The organism is Pseudarthrobacter xylosi (assembly GCF_055412765.1).
The window spans coordinates 147,854-171,972 of record NZ_JBVAYT010000002.1; the positions used below are offsets into that span (position 1 = coordinate 147,854).

Sequence of the window (24,119 nt, forward strand, 5' to 3'; positions counted from 1 at the left end):
CGGGCGCCACACGCGCGGGGTCCGGTGGCGGGGTCCCTCAACCACAACGGTGCAGCAAAATAGTTCACATAGTGGACCGATACATACAGCGCGTAGCGCTAACCACTAAGATCACCGAAACGCCCCACCGTCCTGGAAGCCCCCAATGACAATTTCTCCTGAAGTGACCACCGGTTCAACGCAGCTGTTTGTGCCCAAGTTCGGGCAGATGCTGGATCCGGAGGCCAAGGGCATCCTGGTCCTTGATGAATTCACCCTCGACCCGGCCGCGGCGCGGACCGAGCAGCACGGTTTTCGCGCGGCGATGGCCTCCGTGGCACTGACCCTGCGCCGGATCGTCGCACTGCGGATCGTGATCGCGCTCGTGGCCATCGGCAACCTGCCTCTGTTCCTGATGTCCAGCGGCTGGTGGATCTACGCCGTTTCCCTCGCATTGGTGATCGGTGTACATCTTGCCGTCTCCTGGCTCAACAAGCACGAGCCCAAGGTCCGCCAGCGCCAGATGTTGGAACTTCACCTGCACCGCGAAAAGAGCGCCAACTATCGCAAGGTCCGCGACGCCGTGAAGTACATGATTGACACCCCCAGCCGCATGAACGAGCACCTCTACCTCGAACTGCTGGCGGCCAAGCGTGTGGCACTGAATCTCGCCCACGGCACAGTGGCCCTGCTGGACACCACCGACGACGCCGCGTGGAAGGTTCGCATCATCCGCGAGATTCCGTCCGCCAAGGCAGCAGCCTAAGCGAGCAACACAGCAGGCAGGAAGATCAGGTGCCTGCCAATCATTCAGCACACAAACGGACGACGCCGGAGCTCCCCAATGAGGGGAACTCCGGCGTCGCTGTTTCCCGGGGTTGTTGCTGCCCGGTTTTCCGGTTTCCGCGGGCCGTCGTTCTTGGGGAAAGGGGCGGTTCCCGCGGAAAGTGTTGAAGTTTAGGCGGGAAGCTGCAGGACCTGCCCGGAGAACACGACGTCCGGGTTGGCAATCGTATCCAGGTTGGCGTCCGCCAGGCTCTGCCAGCCGCCCTCAACGCCAAGCTTGTCAGCGACGGTGCTCAGTGTGTCGCCGGGCTCAAGCGTGTAGGTCTCGCCACTCAGTTCGACGGGCGCGGCGTGCTGCGGAGCCGTTACGGCATCCGTCGCGGCCGGCACGGCTGGTGCCTGCACCACAGGTGCCTGGACCGGCGCGCTCTCCACAGGGGCCTGGACCGGCATGCTCTCCACCGGCGTCTCCACCGGTGCCTGGACCGGCGCGCTCTGGACCGGCACGCTCTGCGGAGTCACCGCCGTCGTACCCCCTCCGCCGCTCAGGCCAAGCTCCGCGGCACAGGACGGCCACGCTCCCCAGCCCTGCGATGCCTGGATCTGCTCGGCGACAGCAATCTGCTGCTCACGGCTGGCGTCGGCCGCGGAACCGGTGCCGCCATAAGCAGCCCAGGTTGTGGCGCTGAACTGCAGGCCGCCCGAGTAGCCATTGCCGGTATTTGTGGCCCAGTTTCCGCCGCTTTCACACTGCGCCAGTGAATCCCAGGTTGCGCCGTCGGTGGCCGCGTTTGCTGCGGTGACGGAGAGGGCAAGGCCAGCTGCGGAAATGGCGGCGACGGCTACTCCACGGCGTGCGGCAGTACGGATGGTGGTGTTGTTCATGGTGTGATGCTCCTGAAGGCCACCAGCGCTCGGTCCGTCCCCGGAGGTTATTGCGCCACTGCCCGCCCCTGACGATATAGAGGTCAATTTTCGGTGTCTGCCGGCCGGGCAGTTCTGGTGGAGGCAGCACCGGGCATTCATGTCGCCCGAAGAACGGGCTTGCATTTCACGCTAGGACATCGCTGGCCCGTTATCAAACCGAGATGATTTCTGGTGGTCAGCTGGTGACCGGCTGGGGCAGCGCGGCTGCCAGGTAGGGAGCGGTGCGGCTGGCTGTGGAAGCCGCGACGTCGGCGGCGGTGCCGGCGGCCACAATCCGGCCGCCTGCGTCCCCGCCGGAGGGGCCCAGGTCAATGACCCAGTCCGCCGCCGCCACAACGGCCATTTCATGTTCCACCACCACCACGGTGTTGCCGCTGTCCACCAGGCCGTGGAGCTGGGCCATCAGGAGTTCGACGTCGGCGGGGTGGAGCCCGGTGGTTGGCTCGTCCAGGAGATAGAGGGTATGTCCCCGCTGGGCACGCTGCAGCTCGGTGGCCAGCTTGATGCGCTGGGCCTCCCCGCCGGAAAGCTCCGTGGCGGGCTGGCCCAGGCGGAGGTAGCCCAGGCCCACATCCCCGAGGCTTTTCAGGCTGCGTGCCGCGGCCGGAATGTCGGCCAGGAACGCGGTGGCCGCATCCACCGTCATGCGCAGCACTTCCGCCACGTTCTTAGCCCGGTACGTCACCTCCAAGGTTTCGGGGTTGTAGCGGGACCCGTCGCACTCAGGGCACGGACCGTAGCTGCCCGGGAGGAAGAGCAGTTCAACCGCCACAAAGCCTTCGCCCAGGCAGGTTTCGCAGCGGCCGCCGGCCACGTTGAAGGAGAACCGCCCGGCGCCGAACCCGCGTGCCCTGGCCTGCTCCGTAGCCGCGAATTCCTTGCGCACCGCGTCGAAGAGGCCCGTGTAGGTGGCGAGGTTGGAGCGGGGGGTTCGTCCGATGGGTTTCTGGTCCACTGTGACCAGCCTGTCGATCCGTTCTGCGCCGCTGACCGGTCCCACAGACAACGCGGTGGCCGGACCCGCATCATCAGGTTCGGATAGCTGCGGAGCCTGTTGGTTCTTCAGCCCGGATCCCACAACTTCGCCGAGGACGTGCGTCACCAGGGTGGACTTGCCGGAGCCGGACACCCCCGTGACTGCCGTCAGGACGCCCAGCGGGAACTGCGCATCCAGGTCCTTGAGGTTGTGCCGGCTAATCCCCGCGAGCTCCAGCCAGCCGTCGGGCTCGCGGACCCGGGCGGCACGAGGTGCCGTGCGTGGACGTGGGGCGCCGCCGCCGTCGGAACCCCCGTCGGAAGTCCCGCCGGAAGTCCCGCCGCGTCCGGACCCGCCGCTGACGCGCGCCCCGCTCCCGAGCGCCCCGTTCCCGCGCGCCCCGTCGTCGTCGAACAGGAACGGGCGGGTGACCGACGCTTCTATGGCCGCGAGCCCGGCGACCGGGCCGCTGTAGAGCACCTCGCCGCCGCCTTCCCCGGCGCGGGGACCCACGTCCACCAGCCAGTCGGCCCGGCGGACCACGTCCATGTTGTGCTCCACCACGAACACCGAGTTGCCGGAGGCCTTGAGCTGGTCCAGGACCGCCAGGAGCGGTTCGGCGTCGGCCGGATGCAGGCCGGCGGACGGTTCGTCGAGCACATAGATCACGCCGAACAGTCCCGACCTGAGCTGGGTGGCGATCCGGAGCCGTTGCATCTCGCCGGGGGAGAGGGTGGGGGTGGCGCGGCCCAACGCGAGATAGCCGAGGCCCAGTTCCAGGAGCACGGTGATGCGCTGCAGTAGGTCGGCCGTGATAGCCACGGCCACCTCGTTTTCCTCGCCGGAGGACTGCCGGCGTGACGCGGTACCGGCTTGTTTGAGCCCGGCGGTGGGGCGGATGATTTCGGCGAGCTCGGCCATCGGTGTGGCGTTGAGGTCGGCGATGTTGCGGCCGCCGAAGGAGACCGCGAGTGCTTCGGGCCGGAGCCCGGTGCCGCCGCAGCGCGGACAGGGGCCGGACTCCATAAACGCCAGGACACGCTCGCGCATGGCGGCGCTCTGGGAGTCCGCCAGGGTGTGCAGGACGTAGCTTTTCGCGCTCCAGAAACGGCCCTTGTACGGCTTGGCCACGCGGTCCCGCTCGGGTGTGACTTCCACGACGGGCTGCTCGTCCGTGAACAGGATCCAGTCGCGCTGCTTCCTGGGCAGCTTCCGCCAGGGTACGTCTACGTCGTAGCCCAGGTGGCTGAGGATGTCGCGGAGGTTCTTGCCCTGCCAGGCGCCCGGCCACGCCGCGATGGCGCCTTCCCGGATGGTCAACGCCGAGTCCGGGACCAGGGATTCCTCGCTGACGGTGTGCGCCACCCCTAGCCCGTGGCATTCGGGGCAGGCGCCGGCCGCCGTATTCGGTGAGAACGCGTCGGAGTCCAGCTGCTCAGCGCCGGCTGGGTAAGTGCCCGCCCGTGAAAACAGCATGCGGAGCGAATTGGAGAGCGTGGTGACAGTGCCCACGGTGGAGCGGCTGCTGGGTGCGCCGCGGCGCTGTTGAAGTGCGACGGCGGGTGGCAGCCCGGAGATCATCTCCACCTTGGGGTTGTGGCCCTGCTGGATGAGGCGGCGTGCGTACGGGGCCACGGATTCGAAGTAGCGGCGCTGTGCTTCGGCGTAGATGGTGCCGAAAGCGAGGGAGGACTTTCCCGAGCCGGAGACCCCTGTGAAAGCCACAATGGAGTCACGGGGCACATCCACATCCACGTTCCGCAGGTTGTTCTCCCGCGCGCCCCGGACGCGGACAAAGCCGTCTGCCAGATGGCCGGGAGTGGGAAGGGAAAGATCGTCAGCCTGTTGAGGGTTCCGCATCGATCCGACTCTAGCCGCGAACCGGCCGGCGGGCGATATCCTGACCCGATGGACAACAACCGGGACAATGCCGCCGATCCGCTGCCACAGATGGGACTACCAGCCACGGAAGTGCCTGAAACGGAACTGCTAAGCACAGAACTACCAAGCGCAGAACCTTCGGAGACGGATCTGCCCCAGACCGAAGAGGATGCGAGACTCCTCCCTGTCGCGGAGCTGCATCTGCACATTGAGGGCACGTTGCAGCCGGAACTGATCCTCGAACTGGCCGAGCGCAACGGCATCGCCCTTCCGTACTCCGGCCTGGAGGAGCTTCAGGGGCTGTACGAGTTCACTGACCTGCAGTCCTTCCTGAACCTCTACTACGCCAACATGGCGGTGCTGCAGACCGAACAGGACTTCGCCGACATGACCCGCGCTTACCTGGCCCGCGCCGCCGCCGCCGGGGTCCGGCACGCAGAGATCATGATGGACCCGCAGGCCCACCTGTCGCGCGGTGTCAGCCTCGAAACCTGCGTCAATGGGGTGGCATCGGCCCTGGCCACCTCGCAGGAGGACTTCGGCATGTCCACCCTGCTGATCGCCGCATTCCTGCGGGACCTGCCCGAGGAATCCGCGCTGGAAGTCTTGGACGCCCTACTGGCCATGAACGCCCCCATCGCGGCCATCGGCCTGGATTCCGCCGAGGTGGGCAACCCGCCGGCCAAGTTCGAGCGGCTGTTCGTCAAAGCCCGCGAAGCGGGCCTGCGGCTGACCGCCCACGCAGGCGAGGAGGGGCCGCCGTCGTACATCATCGACGCGCTGGACATCCTCGGAGTGGAACGGATTGATCACGGCATCCGCTGCATGGAGGACCCCGAACTGGTGGAGCGGCTGGTTGCGGACCGGATTCCGCTGACTGTCTGCCCGCTCTCGAACGTCCGGCTGCGTGCTGTGGACACCCTGGCCGACCATCCGTTGCCAGCCATGCTGGCCGCCGGGCTCAATGTCTCCGTGAACTCGGATGATCCGGCCTACTTCGGTGGGTACGTGGACGACAACTTCTCTCAGCTGAAGGCCGTTTTTGACCTTTCAGATTTCGACAGGGCACGGCTGGCGGCCAATTCCATCCATTCGTCTTTCGCCTCCGAGGAGCGCAAAGCCGAACTCCTGGACGAGCTGAACGGCGGTTAGCTCCCCGCGCGCCCGCTCGCTACACTGGTGCGCGAGCGCGTCCGGGAAGTGTCCGGCGATACGGGGACTCTGTGCTCCAGGGTTGAGTAAACAGCCCCCTAGCCGAGACTCCTGCCTCACTTGTGTTGTAATCCGCGTCATAGTCGGTCACGACACGCAGAGTTAACCAATTCAAGTCGCGCGATTTAACGGGGTCTTGGCAGGATGCCTAGTGACAGATCGCATTATGCAAGGGGAAAAATGGCTAAGTCCATCGCAGATAACACCGACCTCCGGCTCAAGACCGTGCTGCACGTCCTGACCGAAGGCGTCTGGTCCGGCCGTTCACTCAACGCCGGCGAGGTGCTGGCGGAAGCCACCGCGCGCGTGCCGTTCAGTGATCACGAGGCCACGCTGCTCAGCGGCGGCATCCCGCGTGGACACAAGACGCTCACATCCGCCACGGCCAAATTGGTGAAGGCCGGCTGGCTGGTCAAGGGCCGTTCCGGCTGGAGCATCACCGATGACGGCATGCGCGCCACGGTGGCCTTCCCCGATGCGGGTTCGTTCGCCACAGCGCTCGACGCCGGCACTCCGGTTCCTGCCAACGTCGCCATTCCGCCGGCACCGGCACCCGCGCCGGCAGCCAAGGCGGCTCCCGCCAAAAAGGCTCCGGCGAAGCGGACTCCCGCCAAGAAGGCCGCCGACGCCGTCGGGAAGGCCGCAAAGGCAATCGAAGACGCCATCGAGGATGTAGTGGAGCCCGTGGTCAAGGCCGTCCGCTCACGCAAGGCAGCACCCAAAACTGCAACTAAGACAGCACCCAAAACTGCAACAAAGGCTGCGCCCAAGGCAAAGGCGGAGGCGCCTGCTGTGGAGACTTTCCCGCAGCCTGAGGCCGTAGCTGTTGCCGGCGACTTCAACACCATCCTGGGCGCGCCGGAAAACTGGGCCCCGCAGTACGACGAAGCCCAGCTGACGCTCGACGCCCTGGATCAGTTGTGGAAGATCAGTGCCGACCTGCCCGCCGGCTCTTACACCTTCAAGATCGCCCTGAACCGTTCGTGGGACGAGAACTACGGCGCGTTCGGCACGTTCGATGGCCCCAACCACGAACTGCACCACGACGGCGGCACGGTCACCATCCGCTACGACCACCGAACGCGGGACATCACCATCAACTGACCGTTCGGCGCAGCCGCCTGCCGAGTTTTGTCCAGATCATGGCATCTCCCGGGCGGATTCAGGGTCAGTATCTGGACAAAAACTCCGGAGTGAAGCAGTGTGGAAACCGGTCGTCCTGGCCGGTTTCCACACCACTGTTTCCCACAAAGGAGATGCAAAGTGACCCTTCCTTCAGGCCTTACCTCAGGCGTTTGGACCCTGGACATGTCGCACAGCGAGATTGGTTTCACTGTCCGGCACGCGGGCATCAGTAAGGTCCGCGGACGTTTCACGGACGCCTCGGCCGAAGCCCGGGTTGGCGCGTCCCTGGCAGACGCTTCGCTCCACGCCACGGTCAAGACGGCCAGCTTCGATTCCGGCGACGCCAACCGCGACGGACACGTGAAGGGGGCAGACTTCTTCGATGTGGAAAAGTACCCTGAGATGACGTTCCGCGCCACCGCGGTGGAGGGCGACGGTGAGGATTACACGCTCACGGGCGATCTCACCATCCGCGGGATCACCAAGCCGGTGGAGCTGGAGGTCGAGTTCACCGGCGTAGCCGTGGACCCGTTCGGTGCCACCCGCGCAGGATTCTCTGCGGAGTGCGAGATCAGCCGCAAGGAGTTCGGCCTGACCTGGAATGCCGCTCTCGAAGCCGGCGGCCTGCTGGTCAGCGACAAGGTCAAGATCAACGTCGAAGCGGCGCTGGTTAAGCAGTCCTGACTGTCATGGGTTTTTCCGGGCGCCTGGATGACTCCGGCCGGGATAACCCTGGCCGGGATAACTCTGCCCGAGAGAACGGCGACATCCGGCTCTCTGCCCGCGTCTTTGGTGTGGTGCAGGGGGTCGGATTCCGTTTCTGGACCATGGGCAAGGCCGACGAACTGGCCCTCAAGGGTGTGGTGAGAAACCTCGACGACGGCTCAGTGGCCATCGTTGCCGAAGGGCCGCAGCAGCAGATCCAGAAGCTCCTGGACTGGCTGAAGTCGGAGAATGCCCCAGGCCGGGTGGAACGGGTGGAGGAGTCCATCTCCGCTGCCGACGGCTCGTACCGGGATTTCAGGGCCCGCTGACGCGCTCTTTCGGTCCCGGCGGGTAGGCGTGCCGCTGTCCGGCGAGGATCAGCACAAACGCGACGACCGCGGGAATGGCGGCGGCAACCGGGATCAGGAGCGGCCCCGCTATGGTGAGGGCGGCGGCGCCGAACATCGCGCCGATCATGATCCCGATCTGGATGGTCAGCACCGTCAGTCCGTTGGCGGCGTCCCTGTATTCGCCGCCGACCCGGAGGATGGCGGACTGGTTGTAAATCCCCATCGCGCCGATGCCCGTGCCCCAGACCAACATCAGGACCAGAGTGGTTGGCAGCGCCAGGGCCGGCAGGACGCTTCCCACCAGTGGAAGCAGGACCAGGGACACCACAACGCCGGCGACGGTGATCAGGAGCCAGCGCCGCGGCCGGGAATCCACCGTGATGCCGGCGATCCAGATACCCACCAGCCCGGCAACACCAAGAACACTGATGGACAGCGGGATGCTGAAGTCAGGCAGCCGGACCTCGCGCAGGAACGGCGCAATGTAGGTGAACAACGCGAAATGCGCCATGAGCATCAGGGGCCAGCCAACGGCAACAGTCTTAACTCCCGGCTGGCTCATCGCCTTGCGGATTGATGGGTGCGGAGCGTCGGGGATGCGCCGCACCGGGGGAAGCAGCCAGACGGCCAAGAGCGCCAGCAGCACGCCGGAGGCCGCCAGGACCAGGAAGGCCGCGCGCCAGCCGACGAGGTTGCCCAGGGCGGTGCCCACCGGGGCGCCGATGGCCAGTCCCAGGCTGTTGCCGCTGAACACGATGGCCAGCGCCTTGCCCACTTTGTGCGCAGGGACGATCCGCGCCACAAACGGGGCCATGGCGGACCACAGCAGGCCATGGGCAACGCCGCCAACCAACCGTGAACCCATTGCGGCGCCGAAATCGGTGACGATAGCCACCAGGGCGTTACTGGCCGCGAAGAACAGGATCAGGGCAATGAGAAGGTAATGCCGCGGTACCCGCGACAGCAGCAGCGACAAAGGGATCACGGTGACCACGATGATGGCCGCGTAGCCGGCCGTCAGGTATCCGGCGGTCGCCTCGGAGACCCGGAAGTCGGCGCTGATCTGGGGCAGCAGGCCGGAGGGTAGGAGTTCGGTGGTGATGGCGGTAAAGCCGATGGCGGCAAGGACGATCAGGGCGCCGACAGGCAGCCTGTTGCTCTGGGAAGTCACCCCACGAACTTACCGTGGTTCAGTGGTGAGAACACGGTTTCTCAGGTTGTTGCCCGGTTCTCAGGTTGTTGCCCGGTGTTGGGTACCAGAGCCGTGGATACCCGCGCTGAGGCCGATGAAAGCGCCAAGTTCCTCAAGCGCCGCCGGTTTGGCCGGCATGTAGTTCGTAAGTTCGGGGGAGCGGATGATTACTGCCCGCCACTGCCCCCGCGACACGGCCACGTTGATCCGGTTCCGGTTCAACAGGAATTCGGCCCCGCGGGGAGCTTCGGCAACCGCGGAGCAGGCCATGGACACCAGGACTACCGGCGCCTCCTGACCCTGGAACTTATCCACTGTGCCAACCCGGACACCGGGCAGGCCGGCGTCGTGCAGGGCCTGCGTGATCAGCTGGACCTGGGCGTTGTACGCGGCCACCACCAGGATGTCTTCCGGGCTAAGGGGCCTGGCTGGCTTGTCGTCGCCGGGAAGCCATTTTAGCCCGATGTGCCGCTGGGCCTGACGGACTACCTCGGCAGCTTCCTCTGCCGAGGACTTGGCGTTCCCGCTGTGGTCCACAAAGACTGTTTCCACCCCGGCCGGCAGGTCCGCCAGGCTGCGGAGGGATGCAGCCGGCGCCGCTTCGAGCTTTCCGTCGTAGCTGAGGACGGACACGGCCCGGCACAGGTCCGGGTGCATGCGCCAGCTGTCCGCCAGGAAATAGCCGAGTTCGCCGGGGAGGGTGGCGTGCCCGGCAGCAAGCCAACCCAAGGCGGACTCGTCCACGGGCTCAGGGTGCGAGCCCTGCGTGACCTGTGGCAGCTGCTGCGGGTCACCGAGGAGCAGGAGGCGCTTGGCGGCGCGGGCCACGGCCAGGGTGTTGGCCAGCGAGAACTGGCCGGCCTCGTCAATGACCAGCAGGTCCAGGGATCCTGCCGGGACGGACTTGCCCGTCATGGTCCAGGCGGTGCCGCCCACCAGGCAGCCGCCGGGGGAGGCGATGAGTGACGCGACGTCGTCGTCGGACGTGCGGTGCCACAGCACCGGGTGCGGGGCGGCCAGCTTCTTCGCCACCCGCGCAGGATCCACTCCCGCGGTTTCGATCGCGGTGCAGAGCATGTTCTCCACCACGGCGTGGGACTGCCCAACCACGCCGATCTTCCAGCCCTGCTCCACCAGCCGGGCAATGACGTGCGAGCCGACGTAGGTCTTGCCCGTCCCGGGCGGGCCCTGCACGGCAAGGTATGAATGATCGAGGTCCAGCAGTGTGGCGGTGATCGCCGTGACGTAGTCCGCTGCACCGGTGGTGTCTTTGCCCACGACGGCAGGACCTGGCATCGAATGGAAGCGCGGCGGTGCCTTGCGAAGGATATCGACGCCGGGGTGTTCCGGAAGCGAGGGCACCGAGGCGCCGACACTCTGCGCCAGCTCGGCCAGGGCGGCTTCGATGCTCACGGTGCGGATGGGCTGGTCCTCGGTGAGCGCCACCGGAATATGCGGGTAAGCAGGGACCTTGCCGGTTTCGCGCTCCTCGATGGTGATTATGGTCTGGCCGGTAACCCGCGGGTGGTCCTCCACAGCCGTCACGAGCGTGCCGAAGGTGAATCCGCGGCCCGGGGTTGTGCCCAAAGGATCCTCCAGGCCATCAGGGACCGGCGAATCGTAGAGCCGGCACCAGGTGCTCCCGGGCTTGAACTCCGACCCTTCGCTCATAACTCCGGTCAGCCTCAGCGTGCGGGTGCGCATCCGGGCCGTGGGCTTTGCGAGCTCCCAGTCCGTCAGTATTTCCGCCGTATCCACCACAAACACGTTGCGGTGCTCGGACCAGTGGTCGATCTCGGACTCGGTGCGGTCGAAGTGCTCCCACCAGAACTGCTTGCGCTCGCGGCGGTGGTACCCCGTGGCCGCGGCCACCATGGCGATGGCCCGTTCGTCGTTGGTCCACGGCCGGTTGTCCGGGCGGCCGGCCAGGTAATCCTGCAGGCGGCGCTCCTCCGGTGTTGGCTCAGGTACGGCGGCACTGGCCCCAACCTCGGGTACTGCAGGCTGCGGCGGCAGGTGCACACCGCCGTCGGACGTTCCGGTGGGCGCCGCGCTTGAGGCGGACGCCTCTCGCAGACCAAGCAGCCAGTCGCGGAGGCGGAGGGTGGAGAGGCAGTCGTACTCGTTGTAGTCGGAGATGGAGGCCAGGATGTGTGCGGCGGTGGCCGCGTCGCCGTCGTCCCGGGCGGCGCAGTAGCCGGCATACGCCACCACGGAGGCTCCGGCGTCCTTGACGTCCCCGGAGCGGAGGTTGCTGCCCATGTACAGGGGCTCAAGCTTCTTGATGGAGTAGGACGGCTCTGAGATCCGCAGCGAATGCCGGGCGGTGGCGTAGAGGTCCACGAGCACGCCTTCGCGGAGCCAGTTGTCCACGATGTCCTCGCCGGCCAGGTGAGTGACGGACAGGTTCCGGAGCGCGGATTTTTCATAGGCGGCGTAGTGGTAAACGTGCATGTCCGGGTACCGGGTGCGCCGCTCTTCCACGTAGGCGAGGAAGTCCAGGAAGGCCTGCCGCTCCTCGTTGCGCGAATGCGCCCAGAAGGGCCGGAACACGGGCTTGCCAGCATCGAGAGCGTCAGCGTCAGCGTCAAACGCTGGCGCCTCGATCACGCCGAACAGGTACTCCAGCCCCCACTTGCTGGTGGCGGGGTCCTGCCAGAGGGGATCGCCCTCGAAGTCGAAGAAGATGTCGCCGGGGCTGGGCCGGGGAATCTCGGCCAAGGCATTCTCCGGCAGCACCTTGAACGCGACGGTGTGCTCCTCGCCGTCCTTGGCGAAGGTGCGGGAACCGTCCGGAACGTCCCGGCCCAGTTGCATCCTGGCCTGGTCGCGGAGCCGGGCCACTGAGCCTGTGGCCTTGCCCGGCGGAAGATCAGCCAAGGCGTCGATGGTGGTGATGTGATCGGCGATGAGTTTCTTCCGCCGGAGGGTGGTCATGCCGCCCACCATCAGGAGGTCGCGGTGGGACTGGACCTGCTCGGCGCAGTAGTTGCACCGCCCGCAGTACGCGACGCCGGGCTGTTGCCACTGCACCGCGGAACCGGTGTCCCGGTGGGCGGCGGCCAGGGCGCGGAAGCGGTCGCGGCGCTCGCGGAAGACCGGCAGCAGGTCCGGCAGGGAGTGGTGGCTGCGGACGTAATCGCCGTCCACCACGGCGCCCAGCACCAGCGTGACCCGGGGCGACGGGTCCAGGCCCATGCAGATGAGCTGGTCGCCGTAGGCGGCGAGCTGCAGGAGCGCGCCCACCTTGGCGTGGCGGGCCAGCTTGGTGTCCCAGACCTCGTAGCGGCCCGGGTCTCCCGTGCCCGCGGCCTCGTTGACGATGAAGTCCGCGTAACCCAGGAACTCGCCGTCGAAGAACGTTGCCTGGAAGACGACGTCGGCCGCGGCACGGAGCGCGAGTTCCGTTTCAGCGTGCTTGGCCAGCAGCTCGCCGCGCGTGTTCTCGCCCCGCTCGATCGAGTACACCCCGCCGCCGCGGCCAGCGTCCCACTCGCCATATTGCGCGATCAGGCCGGCCAGGACCTTGGCCTCGTGCTTGTCACCGAGCGCCCCGGCACGGCGCTGCATTTCGTCGTCGGGAAACTGCGCTTTGGGGGACCGGCCCAGTTTCTCGTCCAGGATGCGGAGCGTGCGGTACTCACATTCGCTTGCGGCCACCAGATCGCTGGCGGAAAACACCAGGTCCAGCGGCGCGCCGGGGCTGGAATCCGCGCTACGCGGATCAGCGCGCCCCGGATCAGCACTGGCTGGATCGAGCAGAAACACGGGGCCTCCCCATTGACGTGCCTGGTGACGTGCCTGGCCGGGGGACGGTTCCCCTGGCGCTGGTTTGAATCTAGCAATAGCCACTGACAACGCGGGGTCACTTACGGCCCATCACGGGCCTCTGAATGGGCCGTAAGCGACCCGCGTTGCTTTAGGGGTTCGCAGCCCGAACCTGGGCCTGGTCGTGCTCGGCGTGGGCTTTGCGGAGGAGGTCCATAAATTCGGTTTCGTTGCGGATGAGCCGTTTGTACTTCTCCGGCAGGCTGCGGAGCTGGTTTTCCTCCCGGACCATCCGGGCGAAGAGTTTGTCCCGCTCCGCCATGTCCGTTTCGTAGTTGAGGTCCAGGTACTCGGTGGCGTGCCGTTTGGCGCCGGACACCGCGTTTTTGGCCTTGCCCTTGGGGCTGAAGATCGAGGCCAGCACGGTGATCACCAGGACGCCCAGGATCACAGTCAGGGACACGCCGGTGCTGACCTCCACCACGTTGACGTGTTCGCCGTCGTTGACAAAGGGCAGGGTGTTCTCGTGCAAGGCATGCAGGATGAGCTTGACGCCGATGAAGCCGAGGATGGCGGCGAGGCCGTAGGCAAGGAAGATCAACCGGTCCAGCAGCCCGTCGATCAGGAAGAAGAGCTGGCGCAGGCCCATCAGCGAGAACGCGGTGGCGGTGAAGACGATGAAGACGTTCTGGGTGAGGCCGAAGATGGCGGGGATGGAGTCCAGCGCAAACAGAATGTCGGTGCCGCCGATGGCCACCATCACCAGGAGCATCGGGGTGAGGACGCGCTTGCCGTTCTCCATTGTGAACAGTTTGTCGCCGTCGTAGTGGGCCGACGCCGGGAGGTACTTTTTGGCGAGCCTGACCACCAAACCTTCGGAGTCGTCGTCGTGATTGTCCGGCTTGAGCAGGTTCCCCGCGGTGATCAGCAGGATCAGGCCGAAGATGTAGAACACCCACGCGAAGCTGTTGATCAGGGCGGCGCCGAGGAAAATAAAGGCCGTCCGGGCGATCAGCGAGAAGACAATGCCGAACAGCAGCACCTTCTGCTGGTCCGCGCGGGGGACCTTGAAGCTGGCCATGATGATGAGGAACACAAAGAGGTTGTCGACTGAGAGTGCCTTCTCCGTGACGTACCCGGCGAAGTACTCGGTACCCATGGTGGTGCCGCCGAACAACAGCACCCCCAGGCCGAAGAGGAGGGCGATCCCCACATAGATGGAGGACCAAATGGCCGATTCCTTGAGTTTGGGGGTGTGGGCCTTCCGCACATGGAAGAAGAAATCGAAAGCCAGTAGGCCCACGATTCCCGCGATGGTCAGGGTCCAGACAAAGGGAGGGACGTCCATCTGTCCAGACTACCGCCGCACTCGCCGTGCCTTGCCGCGAATTCCCAATGGTGCGACACTGCAAGGGCGGACGGCCGGGGATCCTGCTCAATGGAGAGGATGTTTCCCATGCGCCGTCGCCAACTTGCCTTGCTTGGTGCAGTTCTGACCGGCCTGCTATGCATCGGGGCGTCCTGCGGCGGCAACTCCGCAAAACTTGTGCAGAATGGGGCGGATGATGTTCTCCGGTCCATGGGCCAGGCATCCCGGGAAGTCACGCTCGAGGGTGACGTCCTTTCGAATCAGGCCGCAAAATACGCCGTCACTACCGATGACATGACAGTGGTCGCCGAGACGGCAAACCGCCAGGCCGGCTGGCACGACCCCTTGCCGAGCTTCGAGCGGATCTACACCGTGGCCAAGGGCAAGACGGCCTCCGTGGGTGTTGGCGTGGCGTGTGACGGACTCGCCGGAAAAATTCACAATGACGCCGAAATTTCAGCGTCGTTGGCTTCGTCCGTTGTGGGTCTGGGTCAGAGCCAGGCGAATTCGTTCGTCTCCGCCACCAAGGACCTGCAGACGAAACTGAAGGCTATTCACGACGCCGGTACGAAGGAGGACAGGGCCGCGGCCGCCTGGCTGTGTTACCTCTACCAGATTGCGCCATCGCGCTGACGGAACCAGACGGTCCAGCTCCAACGGAGCGTAATCAATGGTGAAACCACGACGGCGGCGCTCGCCCGCGGCGCCTGTCCTCCGGCGGCGGTGCCTACTCCTTGACTTCGGGCACTCCCTGAACAACTGTGGAAGGGACCGTTCCGGCGCTGAAATCCGGCGCTAATGCCAGGGTCAGTCTGAACGAGGAGAATGCAGCGTGACGCGAAAGAACCCGCACGTGGAAGAGGTCAACGAAGCTGACATCGAAGTCAGCGGCCACCCCAAGACGTGGGCCGCCGGTGTGCCAGGCGTTTACCATTCCCTGGAGCCGGCCGTGCAGCATATGGGTGTACTCAGGACCGGGAAGACCCTGCTGGCACTGAATCAGAAGGACGGCTTCGACTGCATGAGCTGCGCGTGGCCGGACCCCGGGCACCGCAAGACATTTGAGTTCTGCGAAAACGGCGCCAAGGCTGTCACCTGGGAAGCCACGCCGGTGGTGATCGGCTCCGACTTCTGGGCTAAGAACCCGGTCAGTGAGCTGCGGCAGAGGTCCGAGTACTGGCTGGGCATGCAGGGCCGCCTCACCGAGCCTGTGTACAAGCCAGCGGGGGAGGACCACTACCGCCCGGTCAGCTGGGAGCAGGCCTTCACCATCGCGGCGGACAAGCTCAAAGGGCTGCCTAGCCCGGACCAGGCCGCTTTCTACACCAGCGGCCGGACCTCCAACGAGGCCGCGTTCCTCTACCAGCTGTTTGTCCGTGCCTACGGGACAAACAACCTGCCGGACTGCTCCAACATGTGCCACGAATCCTCTGGCTGGGCGATGGGCCAGACCATCGGGATCGGCAAGGCCACCATCTCCTACGATGACTTCGCCAAGGCGGACCTGATCATTGTGATGGGCCAGAACCCGGGCACCAACCACCCGCGGATGCTGACTGCGCTGGAAGAGGCCAAGGAGGCCGGAGCGAGCATCGTGGCCGTGAATCCGCTGCCGGAAGCGGGCCTGATGCGCTACAAGAACCCGCAGAAGGTGAAGGGGATCATTGGCCGCGGCACGGAGATCGCCGACCAGTTCCTGCAGGTCCGCATCGGCGGGGACATGGCCCTGCTCCAGGCCGTTTCCAAACGGGTCCTGGACGCGGAGGCCGCGAATCCGGGGACCGTGCTGGACCATGCATTCCTCGCCGAACACTGCCAGGGCCTCGAGGAGCTCCGCGAGCATCTTTCCCAGCTTGACGAGGCTGCCGTGCTGGCGGCCACCGGCCTGCAGTCCGAGGAGATCGACGAGCTCGCGGATCGCTACCTCAGGGCGGAGAAGGTGATCATCACCTGGGCCATGGGCATTACCCAGCACAAGAAGGGGGTGGCCACCATCAAGGAGATCATCAACCTCCTGCTGCTCCGAGGCAACATCGGCAAACCCGGCGCCGGCGCCTCTCCCATCCGCGGGCACAGCAACGTCCAGGGCGACCGCACCATGGGCATTTGGGAGCAGATGCCGCCGGCCTTTATGGACGCCCTGGGCAAGGAGTTCAGCTTTGAACCGCCCCGCGAACACGGCGTGGACGCCGTGGAAACCATCAGGCAAATGCGCGACGGCGGCATCAGGGTTTTTGTGGCCATGGGCGGCAACTTCGTGGGCGCCATTTCGGACACGCACGCGGCGTTCGCGGCGATGGAGAACACCGAGCTGTCGGTCCAGATTTCCACCAAACTCAACCGTTCGCACACCATCACCGGATCCGAGGCTCTGATCCTGCCCACGATGGGCCGCACGGAGATCGACATGCAGGAGTCCGGTCCGCAGTTTGTGTCCGTGGAGGACACAGTCTGCGCGGTCCACGCCTCGCACGGAACCGTGAAACCGGTGGCGCCGGACCTGCTCTCCGAGGTTGCCATCGTCAGCAGGCTGGCCCACAAAGTGGTGGGTGACTCCGTGCAGGCGGACTGGGCCGGGTTCGAGAAGAACTATGACCTCATCCGGGACCACATCTCGCACGTGGTCAGCGGCTGCGAGGACTACAACAAGAAGATCCGCCAGGACGCCGGCTTTGTGCTGCCGAACGGGCCGCGGGATTCGCGGACGTTCACCACCCCGACGGGCAAGGCCATGCTCACGGTCAACGAGCTCGAACACGTGGAGCGGCCCGCAGGAACGCTGATCCTGCAGAGCATGCGCTCGCACGACCAGTTCAACACCACCATCTACGGCAACAACGACCGTTACCGGGGCATCAAGAAGGGCCGCGAAGTGGTGTTTGTCAGCCCCGAGGACCTCACCGAACTCGGTCTCAGCGACGGTCAGCACGTGGACATCTACGGCGTGTACCCGGACAACGTGGAGCGGGTGCTGCCGAACTTCCGCGTGGTCTCGTACCCAACGGCCCGCGGCTGTGCGGCGGCCTACTACCCTGAGGCCAACGTGCTGGTGCCGCTGGAAAGTGTGGCCGAAGGCAGCCAGACGCCGGCGTCGAAGGCTGTGATCGTCAGGCTGGAGCCGGTAGCCGAGCTGGTTGAGGAACCGCCCGCCGCGGGATAGATGATATTCGGGGCAGACCCTTGATGGGGGTCCGGGACCCGCTACTGACCGGTGTCTGCCCATCCCCCAGCGGCCGGGCCGCCGTCGTGCCCGTCCTCGCACAGCCGGAAGGCGACGTCGGCCGCCTGGGTGACTGCCGCCGTCGACTCGGCTTTGGTCCCGCTGGCCGCCCCGCTGCCGTTGCCGGCGGCGAGCCCTGCAGCGTAGCCCACCAGGAATGTGGTGACCGGTGCGGCCGCATGGATCACCGAGCCGGCGGATTTCCTGGCCAGGTCAAGGAGGAGTTCCTGATCCACCTCCAGGTCTAGGATCTGCAGGGCCTGGGCCAGCCGGTGGGTCCACTGGTCCAGAACCTGTGCTTCGGTCTCGTCAACAGCCATGTTCGCTCCTAGGTTCCGGTTTCGCTGCTAGTGGGCGGCAGGGGAGTCCGTGCCCATTGCCCACGACACTACAAGGCCTGGGCGGCTGCGTCACCGGTCTGGCGAAGCCTTCCTTGACACTCCCTTTGGCCATGAGGAACATCGAAGGTGCCGGGGCAGCTGGCGGGTCTCTTGGGAGTCCAGCTGCTGTCCGGGCCCGTGAAGGGATATGGGATGCAGGCAGCCGCGGTTGGTTTCAGCCCCTCCCGCCTTGCGGCCGCCGTGGCAGCGGCCGCGCTGGCAGCTTCCCTCGCAGGCTGCACCAGGGCCCCCGATCCGCCGGATCAGCAGTCCCCGACCGTTCAATCCACGACGGCGGCGTCCGCCACTGCCCCGAAGGAGCGGGCCTTTGTTGCCGTGCTGGAAAAGTACAGCGAGGAAGTGCGCGCAGGGGGAGCCACAGCAGTCATCATCCAGTTGAAATCGAGGCTGGGCGAATGGTCCTCGGCCGTCGGCGTCCGAAGCCTTGAGACCCAGGAGCCTGTGCAGCTGAGCGACCAGACCCATATCGGCGACATCACCACCACCATGGTGGCGGTGTCGGTCATGAAGCTGGTGGAGGAAGGGAAAGTCCGGCTGGATGACCCCATCCAGAAGTATCTGCCGGACTTCGAGAGCCTTATCAAGGCGCCTGGACCCATCACCGTACGCAGCTTGCTCAGTCATCGGTCCGGGATGCCCGACTACCGGGTAACACCCCTCCAGATAGCGGACGGGCCCTTCACCCATGCGCAACGTGTGCGGTTCGTGGCGGGCATGCCTTGGACCGGCGGATCCGGAAGCCTGTACAGCTACTCCGGCACCAACTATTCGGCGTTGGCCCTGCTCGTCGAGAAGCTGCGGGGCCGGGAGATAGGAGCGGTCATCCACACCGACAACGTGGAGCCGTTGGGGCTGAAGGACACCCTGATGACGGGGGACGAGCCTGGCCCGCGGAGGTTGCTCCACGGCTACACCCGGACGGAAACCGGCGGGCTGGAGGACAACGCGCTGGTGCCCTTCCATAAGGGTTCCCCCGATACGGGCATGATTTCCTCCGTCCCCGAACTCAACACCTATTTCGCCGCCCTGCAGAAAGGGAGCCTGCTGACGCTCGAAAGCGTGGCGGAGATGCATCAGCCAAAATACGATACGTTCGGCCTTGGTGTCGTCCGACGGTACGACTCGTGCTCAAACCATGATTACTTCGGCAATGTCGGGGTGGTGCGGGGATATGCGGCGCTTGCGTTGATCAGCGCGGACGGGTCCCGGCAGGTGGCCATGGCGGTGGCCCGGGATCCCGTCCCGGACATGACTGGTTTTGATGACCCGCAGTCGCTCGAGATGGCCGAAGCAGCCGTGAATGCGCTCAACCTGGCCTGTTAGCGGGAGACGAAATAAGGGCCGGGGTACCGTGGTTAGGCTGTAGGAGAAGCCGAACCGAGGAGATTCCATGCACGATGTCACCATCCGCCACAACCCGGAGCGGCAGCGCTTCGAAGTGCTGACCGGCGGGAACGTTATTGGTAAAGCCGTGTACAAGGAGTACGACGACGGTGGCTCGCCGCAGCGGATTTTCTACCACACCGTGATCAACGAGGAATACGGCGGCCAGGGGCTCGCGGGCAAGCTCGCCGAGGTGGCGCTCCAGGCAACAGCTGATGAGGGGCGCGCCATCGTCCCGGTCTGCCCGTTCATCAAGAAGTACCTCCGCAAGCACCCGGAATACGCCGCAGCCGCGGTGGCTACTACGCCCGCGCACCTGGAGTTCCTGAACGCGGCTTTGGCCCCGCGAGCCCGGGCATAGCCCGGCACTGGCGGGACCCTGCCCCGCGTGATGCGGCAGCAACGGAAGCCGAAACCTTAGGGCTCCTGACCCTAGACCCCTCGCAGCAGCCGCGCTTAGACTGACCGGACCCCCGACGCCAGGAAAACATCCAGCTGCTCAAGCAACGGGCAGGCCCTGCACGTGGGGGATCCATTGCAACACTTCACAGCTCACGGCTGCCCCACGAAGGCGTGCCGTGCCGACGCGAGGAGAGCAGGATGTCAGGGAACAAAGCCGTTGCCTACAAGGAACCCGGCAAGGTGGAACTGATCGATATCGATTACCCCACCTTCGAACTCAAAGACGGACCGGGCGTCAACCCGGCGAACGTGGGGCGCACCGTGCCTCATGGGGCCATCATCAAGACCGTGGCCACTAACATCTGCGGTTCGGACCAGCACATGGTCCGCGGACGCACCACGGCACCATCCGACCTGGTGCTGGGGCATGAAATCACCGGCGAAGTTGTGGAGGTGGGTCCTGGCGTCGAATTCATCAAGGTCGGGGACATCTGTTCCGTGCCCTTCAACATCGCCTGCGGCCGGTGCCGGAACTGCAAGGAACGCAAAACCGGGATCTGCCTGAACGTTAATCCGGACCGTCCGGGCAGCGCTTATGGCTATGTGGACATGGGCGGCTGGGTGGGCGGTCAGGCCAACTACGTACTGGTCCCGTACGCGGACTGGAATCTGCTGAAGTTCCCGGACAAGGACCAGGCCATGGCGAAGATCATGGACCTGGCCATGCTCTCGGACATCTTCCCCACCGGCTTCCACGGCGCGGTGTCGGCCGGGGTGGGCGTGGGTTCCACGGTGTACGTAGCGGGGGCCGGACCTGTTGGCCTCGCAGCGGCCACCAGCGCTCATTTGCTGGGTGCCGCCGTCGTGATTGTGGGGGATCTGAACGAGGACCGGCTGAAGCAGGCGCGCAGTTTCGGATGCGAAACCATTGACCTGAGCAAGGGCGGGCCGGCGGAGCAGATCGAGCAGATCCTGGGTGTTCCGGAAGTGGATTGCGGCGTGGACGCAGTGGGTTTCGAGGCCCGCGGCCACGGCCACGACGCCAAGGAGGCGCCCGCCACGGTGCTGAATTCATTAATGGAGATCACCGCGGCCGGCGGGGCTCTGGGCATTCCCGGGCTCTATGTCACCGGTGATCCCGGCGGTGTTGACGAGGCGGCCAAGAAAGGGTCGCTGAGCCTGAGCCTGGGCACTGGCTGGGCGAAATCACTGAGCTTCACCACGGGGCAGTGTCCCGTAATGAAGTACAACCGTCAGCTGATGATGGCCATCCTGAACGACAAGGTGAACATCGCCAAGAACGTCAACGCCAAAGCCATCAGCCTCGAGGATGCCCCCAAGGGCTACGCCGAGTTCGACGCCGGCGCGGCCACCAAGTACGTCCTCAACCCGAACGGATACCTCAGCTGAGCCCCTGCCGGGTTGGATGCGGCGGCGCAAAGTGACAAGGCCCCGGTCACTTTCGGGCAGTGCGCCGACGCCGGGTGACCTGACGCCGGGTGATTGACCACAGCGGCGGTGCCTCCACCTCAAGTGGGGGCACCGCCTCAGCCGGTGTAGGTCCGAGCTAGAGCTGCGCCGGATTCAGCGGCTGCGGAGCGATCGGCTGGTCGTTGGCCGTCAGGTCTATGCCCAGATCCTTGGCGAAGACCAGCCGGGTCTCCTTGTAGATTCCGGGATGGTTCTCATCCAGCTCGAAGACCCGTGCCCCGCGCAAGCGGTTCCGCTCGGCGCCAGGGAGCCCGTAGGCGCCGAATCCGGTGCCGGGCGCGTAACCGAGCTGCACACCGTAGTAGTTGCCCACGTACGTGTTGACGTGGTCGTGGCCCACAAAGTAACCCAGGACGTCCCCACGCTCCAGGAAGGCACTGAACAGGCCGGAGTTGATGGGTCCGGGGCACTCGTCCTCGTTCCGTTCGCCGATGATGTTGTGCTTCGTGAGGGCCCGGGCGTGATCCGAGTCTGTCCGCGAGTCGAGGCTGGAGAACCACATGTTGCGGTGCTCGTGGAGCGCGATGTGGCCCCACATCAGGGACGGGACCTTCTTGCCGTACTTTTGCTCGGTAGCGATCGACAGGTTGCGGTACCAGGTGACCTGGTCCATACGTACCCAGTCCCAGTCCGGGTAGCCTTCGAAATCCTGTCCGTTGATAGCGTCCGGGGCATATCGGCCGGTGTCTATAAGCCACAGGCCGAAGGCCGGTGCCTTGGACTTGGCGGACTGAACAAGCAGCAGCGAGTTTGATGTCCCGGTCAGGCCCGGCGTGGAGTCGCCGTTCATATTGAATTCGTAGGTCTGGAGGAACTGCAGCATCTTGGCCTCGGTCATGCCCGTCCGTGCCACGGAGTCCTCGTCGTGGTTGCCGAACGTGACGGCCCACGGGATCTGGCGGCGCTCCATGGGCTGGACCACGTGGTTGAGTGCCTGCTTAACCTCCAGCTCGGAGTCGCAGCCGCCGTTGATCACATCGCCGTTGATCAGGACGAAGTCCGGCTTTTCCGCGTCCAGGGTCTTGTCCATGAGCTCGATCGTGCGGCGGTCCGTCTGCTCGTCGTCCTGGGTGTCGTTGAACTGGACCACCTTGAAACCGCCGTCGGTCCGGAAGGCGAGGCTGGGCTTGGGTGTCTTCGGACCCGGGGCCGCGCTGCTTCCGGCGGCCGCCGCCACGGTGAGTCCCAGCGCGCCAATCGTTCCGGCAGCAGCCAGCGCGGCCCTCCGGCTGAGGTTGTGCTGGTGGAGTCCGGTGGTCATCGTTGCCTCTTTCACTGGTGCGGCCGCAGTTCCGGCCGTGGACCCTGCGACTGTAGGCCAGCCAGGTAGCGGGCGCCGGAACAGGTGGTGAACACAACGGCTGTTGCCCGCGGGGGCTGGCGGACTCACCGGCCCATCCGCCTATGATGGCCGCATGTCATCTTACGAAGTCACCCGCAGCGCCCTCATTCCTGCCCCTACGGAAGACGTGTTTCCGCTGGTCAACAGCTTTCTCGAGTGGACTAAATGGTCGCCGTGGGAGAACGTGGATCCGGAACTGAACCGCTCGTATTCGGGCAGTGACACCGGTGTGGGGGCCAAGTATGCCTGGAGCGGCAACCGCAAAGCGGGCAGCGGAAACATGGAGATCGTCGAGTCGGACGCTCCCCGGACCATTAAGGTCCGCGTTGAGTTCACAAAGCCGTTCAAGGCTGTGAATCCCACCACTTTTACGTTCACGCCGGCGGACGGCGGAACCCAGGTCACGTGGCGAATGACCGGCGAGAACAAGGGGCTCGCGAAGGTTTTCGCCCTGTTCATGAACATGGACAAGTTCATCGGCGCTGATTTCGAGCGAGGACTGGCCGCGCTTTCCATCGCCGCGACGGCCAACAAAGCCTGACCCGGGCTTGACGCCGGGGGTCGGCGCCTGTCCGGCACCTGCCCGGCGTCAGCCGTTGAGGATCTGTTCCCGGAGGATGTCTGCGTGCCCGCAGTGCTGGGCGAACTCACGCAGCACGTGCAGGTATACCCAGCGCAGGGGGAGCGGGCCGCGGCGGTTGCCGCGGAGCACGTCGTCGAGATCCAACAACGACGTCGCCCGGCGCGATGACTCGCAAGCCTCGCGGTGGGCCTCCCGGACGCTGGCGATGGTGTCCCGGTCCGTGAGGATGAACGACTCGTCCGGCGTGGCCGGGATGCCGATCTCGGCGCGCGACCGGCATGTGATGGCCTCGTCGAACCAGACCTTCTCCACCATGATCGCGTGCTTCACCAGGCCCAGCAGCGTGGTGCGGGATGCCACGAGCGTCAGGCGCGCCTGCTCCTCGGTGAGGCCGTCCAGACAGGCGTTGAGCATGTTCCGGTGGTCGTCAATGAACGCTTCGAACTGGGCGCGCGCGGGCTGGTGGATGGCGTTCTCGGCGAACGTGGCTGAGGGTGCAGGCATCCCCGAAGTATTGCAGGCAGGGCCCCGCGGCGATGCGCGGCTCGCTGGAGGAGGGTCCGACGTCGGCCGCTCACCATGGTGATCGCGGCGCCGCAGCCTATGGTGAAGCCGCCGCAGGCCGGGCCATCCGCGCCGCGCGGTCCTAGCGGTGCCCGGGCAGAAGCCTGCCTAACCAGAAGCCCGACTAGCCGGACGCGCGGCGGCTGCGCGCCTGGCGCGCCAGCCGGATGAACCCGTAGATGAACACGGCTTCGATCAGCACCATCAGCCCGAGCAGCAGCCACTGCCCCTGGGCGATGAACACCACGGCGCCGGTAAGCACCAGCGTGGTTCCGAGCGCCAGCGCGTACACGGCGAAGCCGAGGGCCACTTTGGCGCTGCGCACACCCGTCTGGAAGCCAAAGCCCACCGGTTCGCCGCCGGGGTGGCCGGCCACGCGGTCCGGCACTGCGGGCTTGAGCTTGTCGAATTCCGCCCAGGGGTCCGGGTCATGATTGCTCATACCTCCATTATCCCGCCGTTC

General features: G+C 65.6%; 20 protein-coding genes. 11 read left to right on the forward strand and 9 right to left on the reverse strand.

Annotated elements, in window-relative coordinates:
- Positions 1–145 precede the first annotated feature (145 nt).
- Entirely contained in the window at positions 146–745 is a 600-nt protein-coding gene (locus tag ACZY1F_RS04730; protein ID WP_463940531.1) for a hypothetical protein, read from the forward strand.
- Between the two features lie 191 nt (positions 746–936).
- Here the strand turns inward: ACZY1F_RS04730 and ACZY1F_RS04735 are convergent, their stop codons facing one another.
- On the reverse strand, positions 937–1,650 hold the full coding sequence (locus ACZY1F_RS04735) for a transglycosylase family protein (protein ID WP_463940532.1): 714 nt from the start codon (positions 1,648–1,650) through the stop codon (positions 937–939).
- Positions 1,651–1,867: 217 nt separating this feature from the next.
- Positions 1,868–4,528, reverse strand: coding sequence for an excinuclease ABC subunit UvrA (locus ACZY1F_RS04740; RefSeq protein ID WP_463940533.1), 2,661 nt, complete (start codon positions 4,526–4,528; stop codon positions 1,868–1,870).
- A gap of 48 nt (positions 4,529–4,576) precedes the next feature.
- Here ACZY1F_RS04740 and ACZY1F_RS04745 point away from each other — a divergent pair, with 48 nt between their 5' ends.
- The 4 genes from ACZY1F_RS04745 to ACZY1F_RS04760 all read left to right on the forward strand — a co-directional run bounded on the left by ACZY1F_RS04745 (position 4,577) and on the right by ACZY1F_RS04760 (position 7,920).
- On the forward strand, positions 4,577–5,701 hold the full coding sequence (locus ACZY1F_RS04745) for an adenosine deaminase (RefSeq protein ID WP_463940534.1): 1,125 nt from the start codon (positions 4,577–4,579) through the stop codon (positions 5,699–5,701).
- 240 nt (positions 5,702–5,941) lie between these two features.
- Positions 5,942–6,865, forward strand: a complete 924-nt coding sequence (locus ACZY1F_RS04750) for a pullulanase X25 domain-containing protein (RefSeq protein ID WP_463940535.1) — start codon at positions 5,942–5,944, stop codon at positions 6,863–6,865.
- 159 nt (positions 6,866–7,024) lie between these two features.
- Complete coding sequence (locus ACZY1F_RS04755; protein ID WP_463940536.1) at positions 7,025–7,570, forward strand: YceI family protein; 546 nt, start codon at positions 7,025–7,027, stop codon at positions 7,568–7,570.
- Positions 7,571–7,575: 5 nt separating this feature from the next.
- A complete protein-coding gene (locus ACZY1F_RS04760; RefSeq protein ID WP_463940538.1) occupies positions 7,576–7,920 on the forward strand; it encodes an acylphosphatase in 345 nt (114 codons plus the stop codon).
- Here ACZY1F_RS04760 and ACZY1F_RS04765 read toward each other — a convergent pair.
- The 3 genes from ACZY1F_RS04765 to ACZY1F_RS04775 form a co-directional block, all read right to left on the reverse strand.
- Entirely contained in the window at positions 7,907–9,112 is a 1,206-nt protein-coding gene (locus ACZY1F_RS04765; protein ID WP_463940539.1) for an MFS transporter, read from the reverse strand. The two genes, ACZY1F_RS04760 and ACZY1F_RS04765, sit on opposite strands and share 14 nt — an antisense overlap.
- Positions 9,113–9,172: 60 nt before the next feature.
- Complete coding sequence (locus ACZY1F_RS04770) at positions 9,173–12,901, reverse strand: TM0106 family RecB-like putative nuclease (protein ID WP_463940540.1); 3,729 nt, start codon at positions 12,899–12,901, stop codon at positions 9,173–9,175.
- A gap of 151 nt (positions 12,902–13,052) precedes the next feature.
- On the reverse strand, positions 13,053–14,249 hold the full coding sequence (locus tag ACZY1F_RS04775) for a TerC family protein (RefSeq protein ID WP_463940541.1): 1,197 nt from the start codon (positions 14,247–14,249) through the stop codon (positions 13,053–13,055).
- Positions 14,250–14,357: 108 nt separating this feature from the next.
- On the opposite strand from ACZY1F_RS04775, the gene ACZY1F_RS04780 reads away from it, so the two are divergent.
- Both ACZY1F_RS04780 and ACZY1F_RS04785 read left to right on the forward strand, forming a co-directional pair.
- Positions 14,358–14,903, forward strand: a complete 546-nt coding sequence (locus tag ACZY1F_RS04780; protein ID WP_463940542.1) for a hypothetical protein — start codon at positions 14,358–14,360, stop codon at positions 14,901–14,903.
- A gap of 199 nt (positions 14,904–15,102) precedes the next feature.
- The gene (locus tag ACZY1F_RS04785; RefSeq protein WP_463940543.1) at positions 15,103–17,430 is read left to right on the forward strand and encodes an FdhF/YdeP family oxidoreductase; all 2,328 of its coding nucleotides are present in this window, start codon (positions 15,103–15,105) and stop codon (positions 17,428–17,430) included.
- Between the two features lie 41 nt (positions 17,431–17,471).
- On the opposite strand, the gene ACZY1F_RS04790 is transcribed toward ACZY1F_RS04785, so the two are convergent.
- Positions 17,472–17,810 (reverse strand): DUF6457 domain-containing protein, encoded by a 339-nt coding sequence (locus ACZY1F_RS04790; protein ID WP_463940544.1) that lies wholly within the window; start codon positions 17,808–17,810, stop codon positions 17,472–17,474.
- Positions 17,811–18,023: 213 nt separating this feature from the next.
- On the opposite strand from ACZY1F_RS04790, the gene ACZY1F_RS04795 reads away from it, so the two are divergent.
- From ACZY1F_RS04795 to fdhA, 3 genes are all read left to right on the forward strand, one after another.
- A complete protein-coding gene (locus ACZY1F_RS04795; protein WP_463940545.1) occupies positions 18,024–19,214 on the forward strand; it encodes a serine hydrolase domain-containing protein in 1,191 nt (396 codons plus the stop codon).
- Between the two features lie 67 nt (positions 19,215–19,281).
- Positions 19,282–19,635, forward strand: a complete 354-nt coding sequence (locus ACZY1F_RS04800; protein ID WP_463940546.1) for a GNAT family N-acetyltransferase — start codon at positions 19,282–19,284, stop codon at positions 19,633–19,635.
- A gap of 239 nt (positions 19,636–19,874) precedes the next feature.
- The gene (gene fdhA, locus ACZY1F_RS04805) at positions 19,875–21,086 is read left to right on the forward strand and encodes a formaldehyde dehydrogenase, glutathione-independent (RefSeq protein ID WP_463940547.1); all 1,212 of its coding nucleotides are present in this window, start codon (positions 19,875–19,877) and stop codon (positions 21,084–21,086) included.
- A gap of 157 nt (positions 21,087–21,243) precedes the next feature.
- Here the strand turns inward: fdhA and ACZY1F_RS04810 are convergent, their stop codons facing one another.
- Positions 21,244–22,428, reverse strand: a complete 1,185-nt coding sequence (locus ACZY1F_RS04810; RefSeq protein WP_463940548.1) for a metallophosphoesterase family protein — start codon at positions 22,426–22,428, stop codon at positions 21,244–21,246.
- A gap of 154 nt (positions 22,429–22,582) precedes the next feature.
- On the opposite strand from ACZY1F_RS04810, the gene ACZY1F_RS04815 reads away from it, so the two are divergent.
- Positions 22,583–23,050 carry an SRPBCC family protein gene (locus ACZY1F_RS04815; protein ID WP_463940549.1) on the forward strand — a complete coding sequence of 156 codons (468 nt, stop codon included), beginning with the start codon at positions 22,583–22,585 and terminating at the stop codon, positions 23,048–23,050.
- Positions 23,051–23,098: 48 nt separating this feature from the next.
- Here the strand turns inward: ACZY1F_RS04815 and ACZY1F_RS04820 are convergent, their stop codons facing one another.
- Complete coding sequence (locus ACZY1F_RS04820) at positions 23,099–23,596, reverse strand: DinB family protein (protein ID WP_463940550.1); 498 nt, start codon at positions 23,594–23,596, stop codon at positions 23,099–23,101.
- 184 nt (positions 23,597–23,780) lie between these two features.
- Positions 23,781–24,098 carry a hypothetical protein gene (locus tag ACZY1F_RS04825; protein WP_463940551.1) on the reverse strand — a complete coding sequence of 106 codons (318 nt, stop codon included), beginning with the start codon at positions 24,096–24,098 and terminating at the stop codon, positions 23,781–23,783.
- Positions 24,099–24,119: the final 21 nt, after the last annotated feature.

Coding starts and splice junctions, on each gene's coding strand:
- ACZY1F_RS04730 (WP_463940531.1), top strand. CDS start 146: ATGACAATTTCTCCTGAAGTGACCACCGGTTCAACGCAGCTGTTTGTG.
- ACZY1F_RS04735 (WP_463940532.1), bottom strand. CDS start 1,650: ATGAACAACACCACCATCCGTACTGCCGCACGCCGTGGAGTAGCCGTC.
- ACZY1F_RS04740 (WP_463940533.1), bottom strand. CDS start 4,528: ATGCGGAACCCTCAACAGGCTGACGATCTTTCCCTTCCCACTCCCGGC.
- ACZY1F_RS04745 (WP_463940534.1), top strand. CDS start 4,577: ATGGACAACAACCGGGACAATGCCGCCGATCCGCTGCCACAGATGGGA.
- ACZY1F_RS04750 (WP_463940535.1), top strand. CDS start 5,942: ATGGCTAAGTCCATCGCAGATAACACCGACCTCCGGCTCAAGACCGTG.
- ACZY1F_RS04760 (WP_463940538.1), top strand. CDS start 7,576: ATGGGTTTTTCCGGGCGCCTGGATGACTCCGGCCGGGATAACCCTGGC.
- ACZY1F_RS04775 (WP_463940541.1), bottom strand. CDS start 14,249: ATGGACGTCCCTCCCTTTGTCTGGACCCTGACCATCGCGGGAATCGTG.
- ACZY1F_RS04780 (WP_463940542.1), top strand. CDS start 14,358: ATGCGCCGTCGCCAACTTGCCTTGCTTGGTGCAGTTCTGACCGGCCTG.
- ACZY1F_RS04790 (WP_463940544.1), bottom strand. CDS start 17,810: ATGGCTGTTGACGAGACCGAAGCACAGGTTCTGGACCAGTGGACCCAC.
- ACZY1F_RS04795 (WP_463940545.1), top strand. CDS start 18,024: ATGCAGGCAGCCGCGGTTGGTTTCAGCCCCTCCCGCCTTGCGGCCGCC.
- ACZY1F_RS04800 (WP_463940546.1), top strand. CDS start 19,282: ATGCACGATGTCACCATCCGCCACAACCCGGAGCGGCAGCGCTTCGAA.
- fdhA (WP_463940547.1), top strand. CDS start 19,875: ATGTCAGGGAACAAAGCCGTTGCCTACAAGGAACCCGGCAAGGTGGAA.
- ACZY1F_RS04810 (WP_463940548.1), bottom strand. CDS start 22,428: ATGACCACCGGACTCCACCAGCACAACCTCAGCCGGAGGGCCGCGCTG.
- ACZY1F_RS04815 (WP_463940549.1), top strand. CDS start 22,583: ATGTCATCTTACGAAGTCACCCGCAGCGCCCTCATTCCTGCCCCTACG.
- ACZY1F_RS04820 (WP_463940550.1), bottom strand. CDS start 23,596: ATGCCTGCACCCTCAGCCACGTTCGCCGAGAACGCCATCCACCAGCCC.
- ACZY1F_RS04825 (WP_463940551.1), bottom strand. CDS start 24,098: ATGAGCAATCATGACCCGGACCCCTGGGCGGAATTCGACAAGCTCAAG.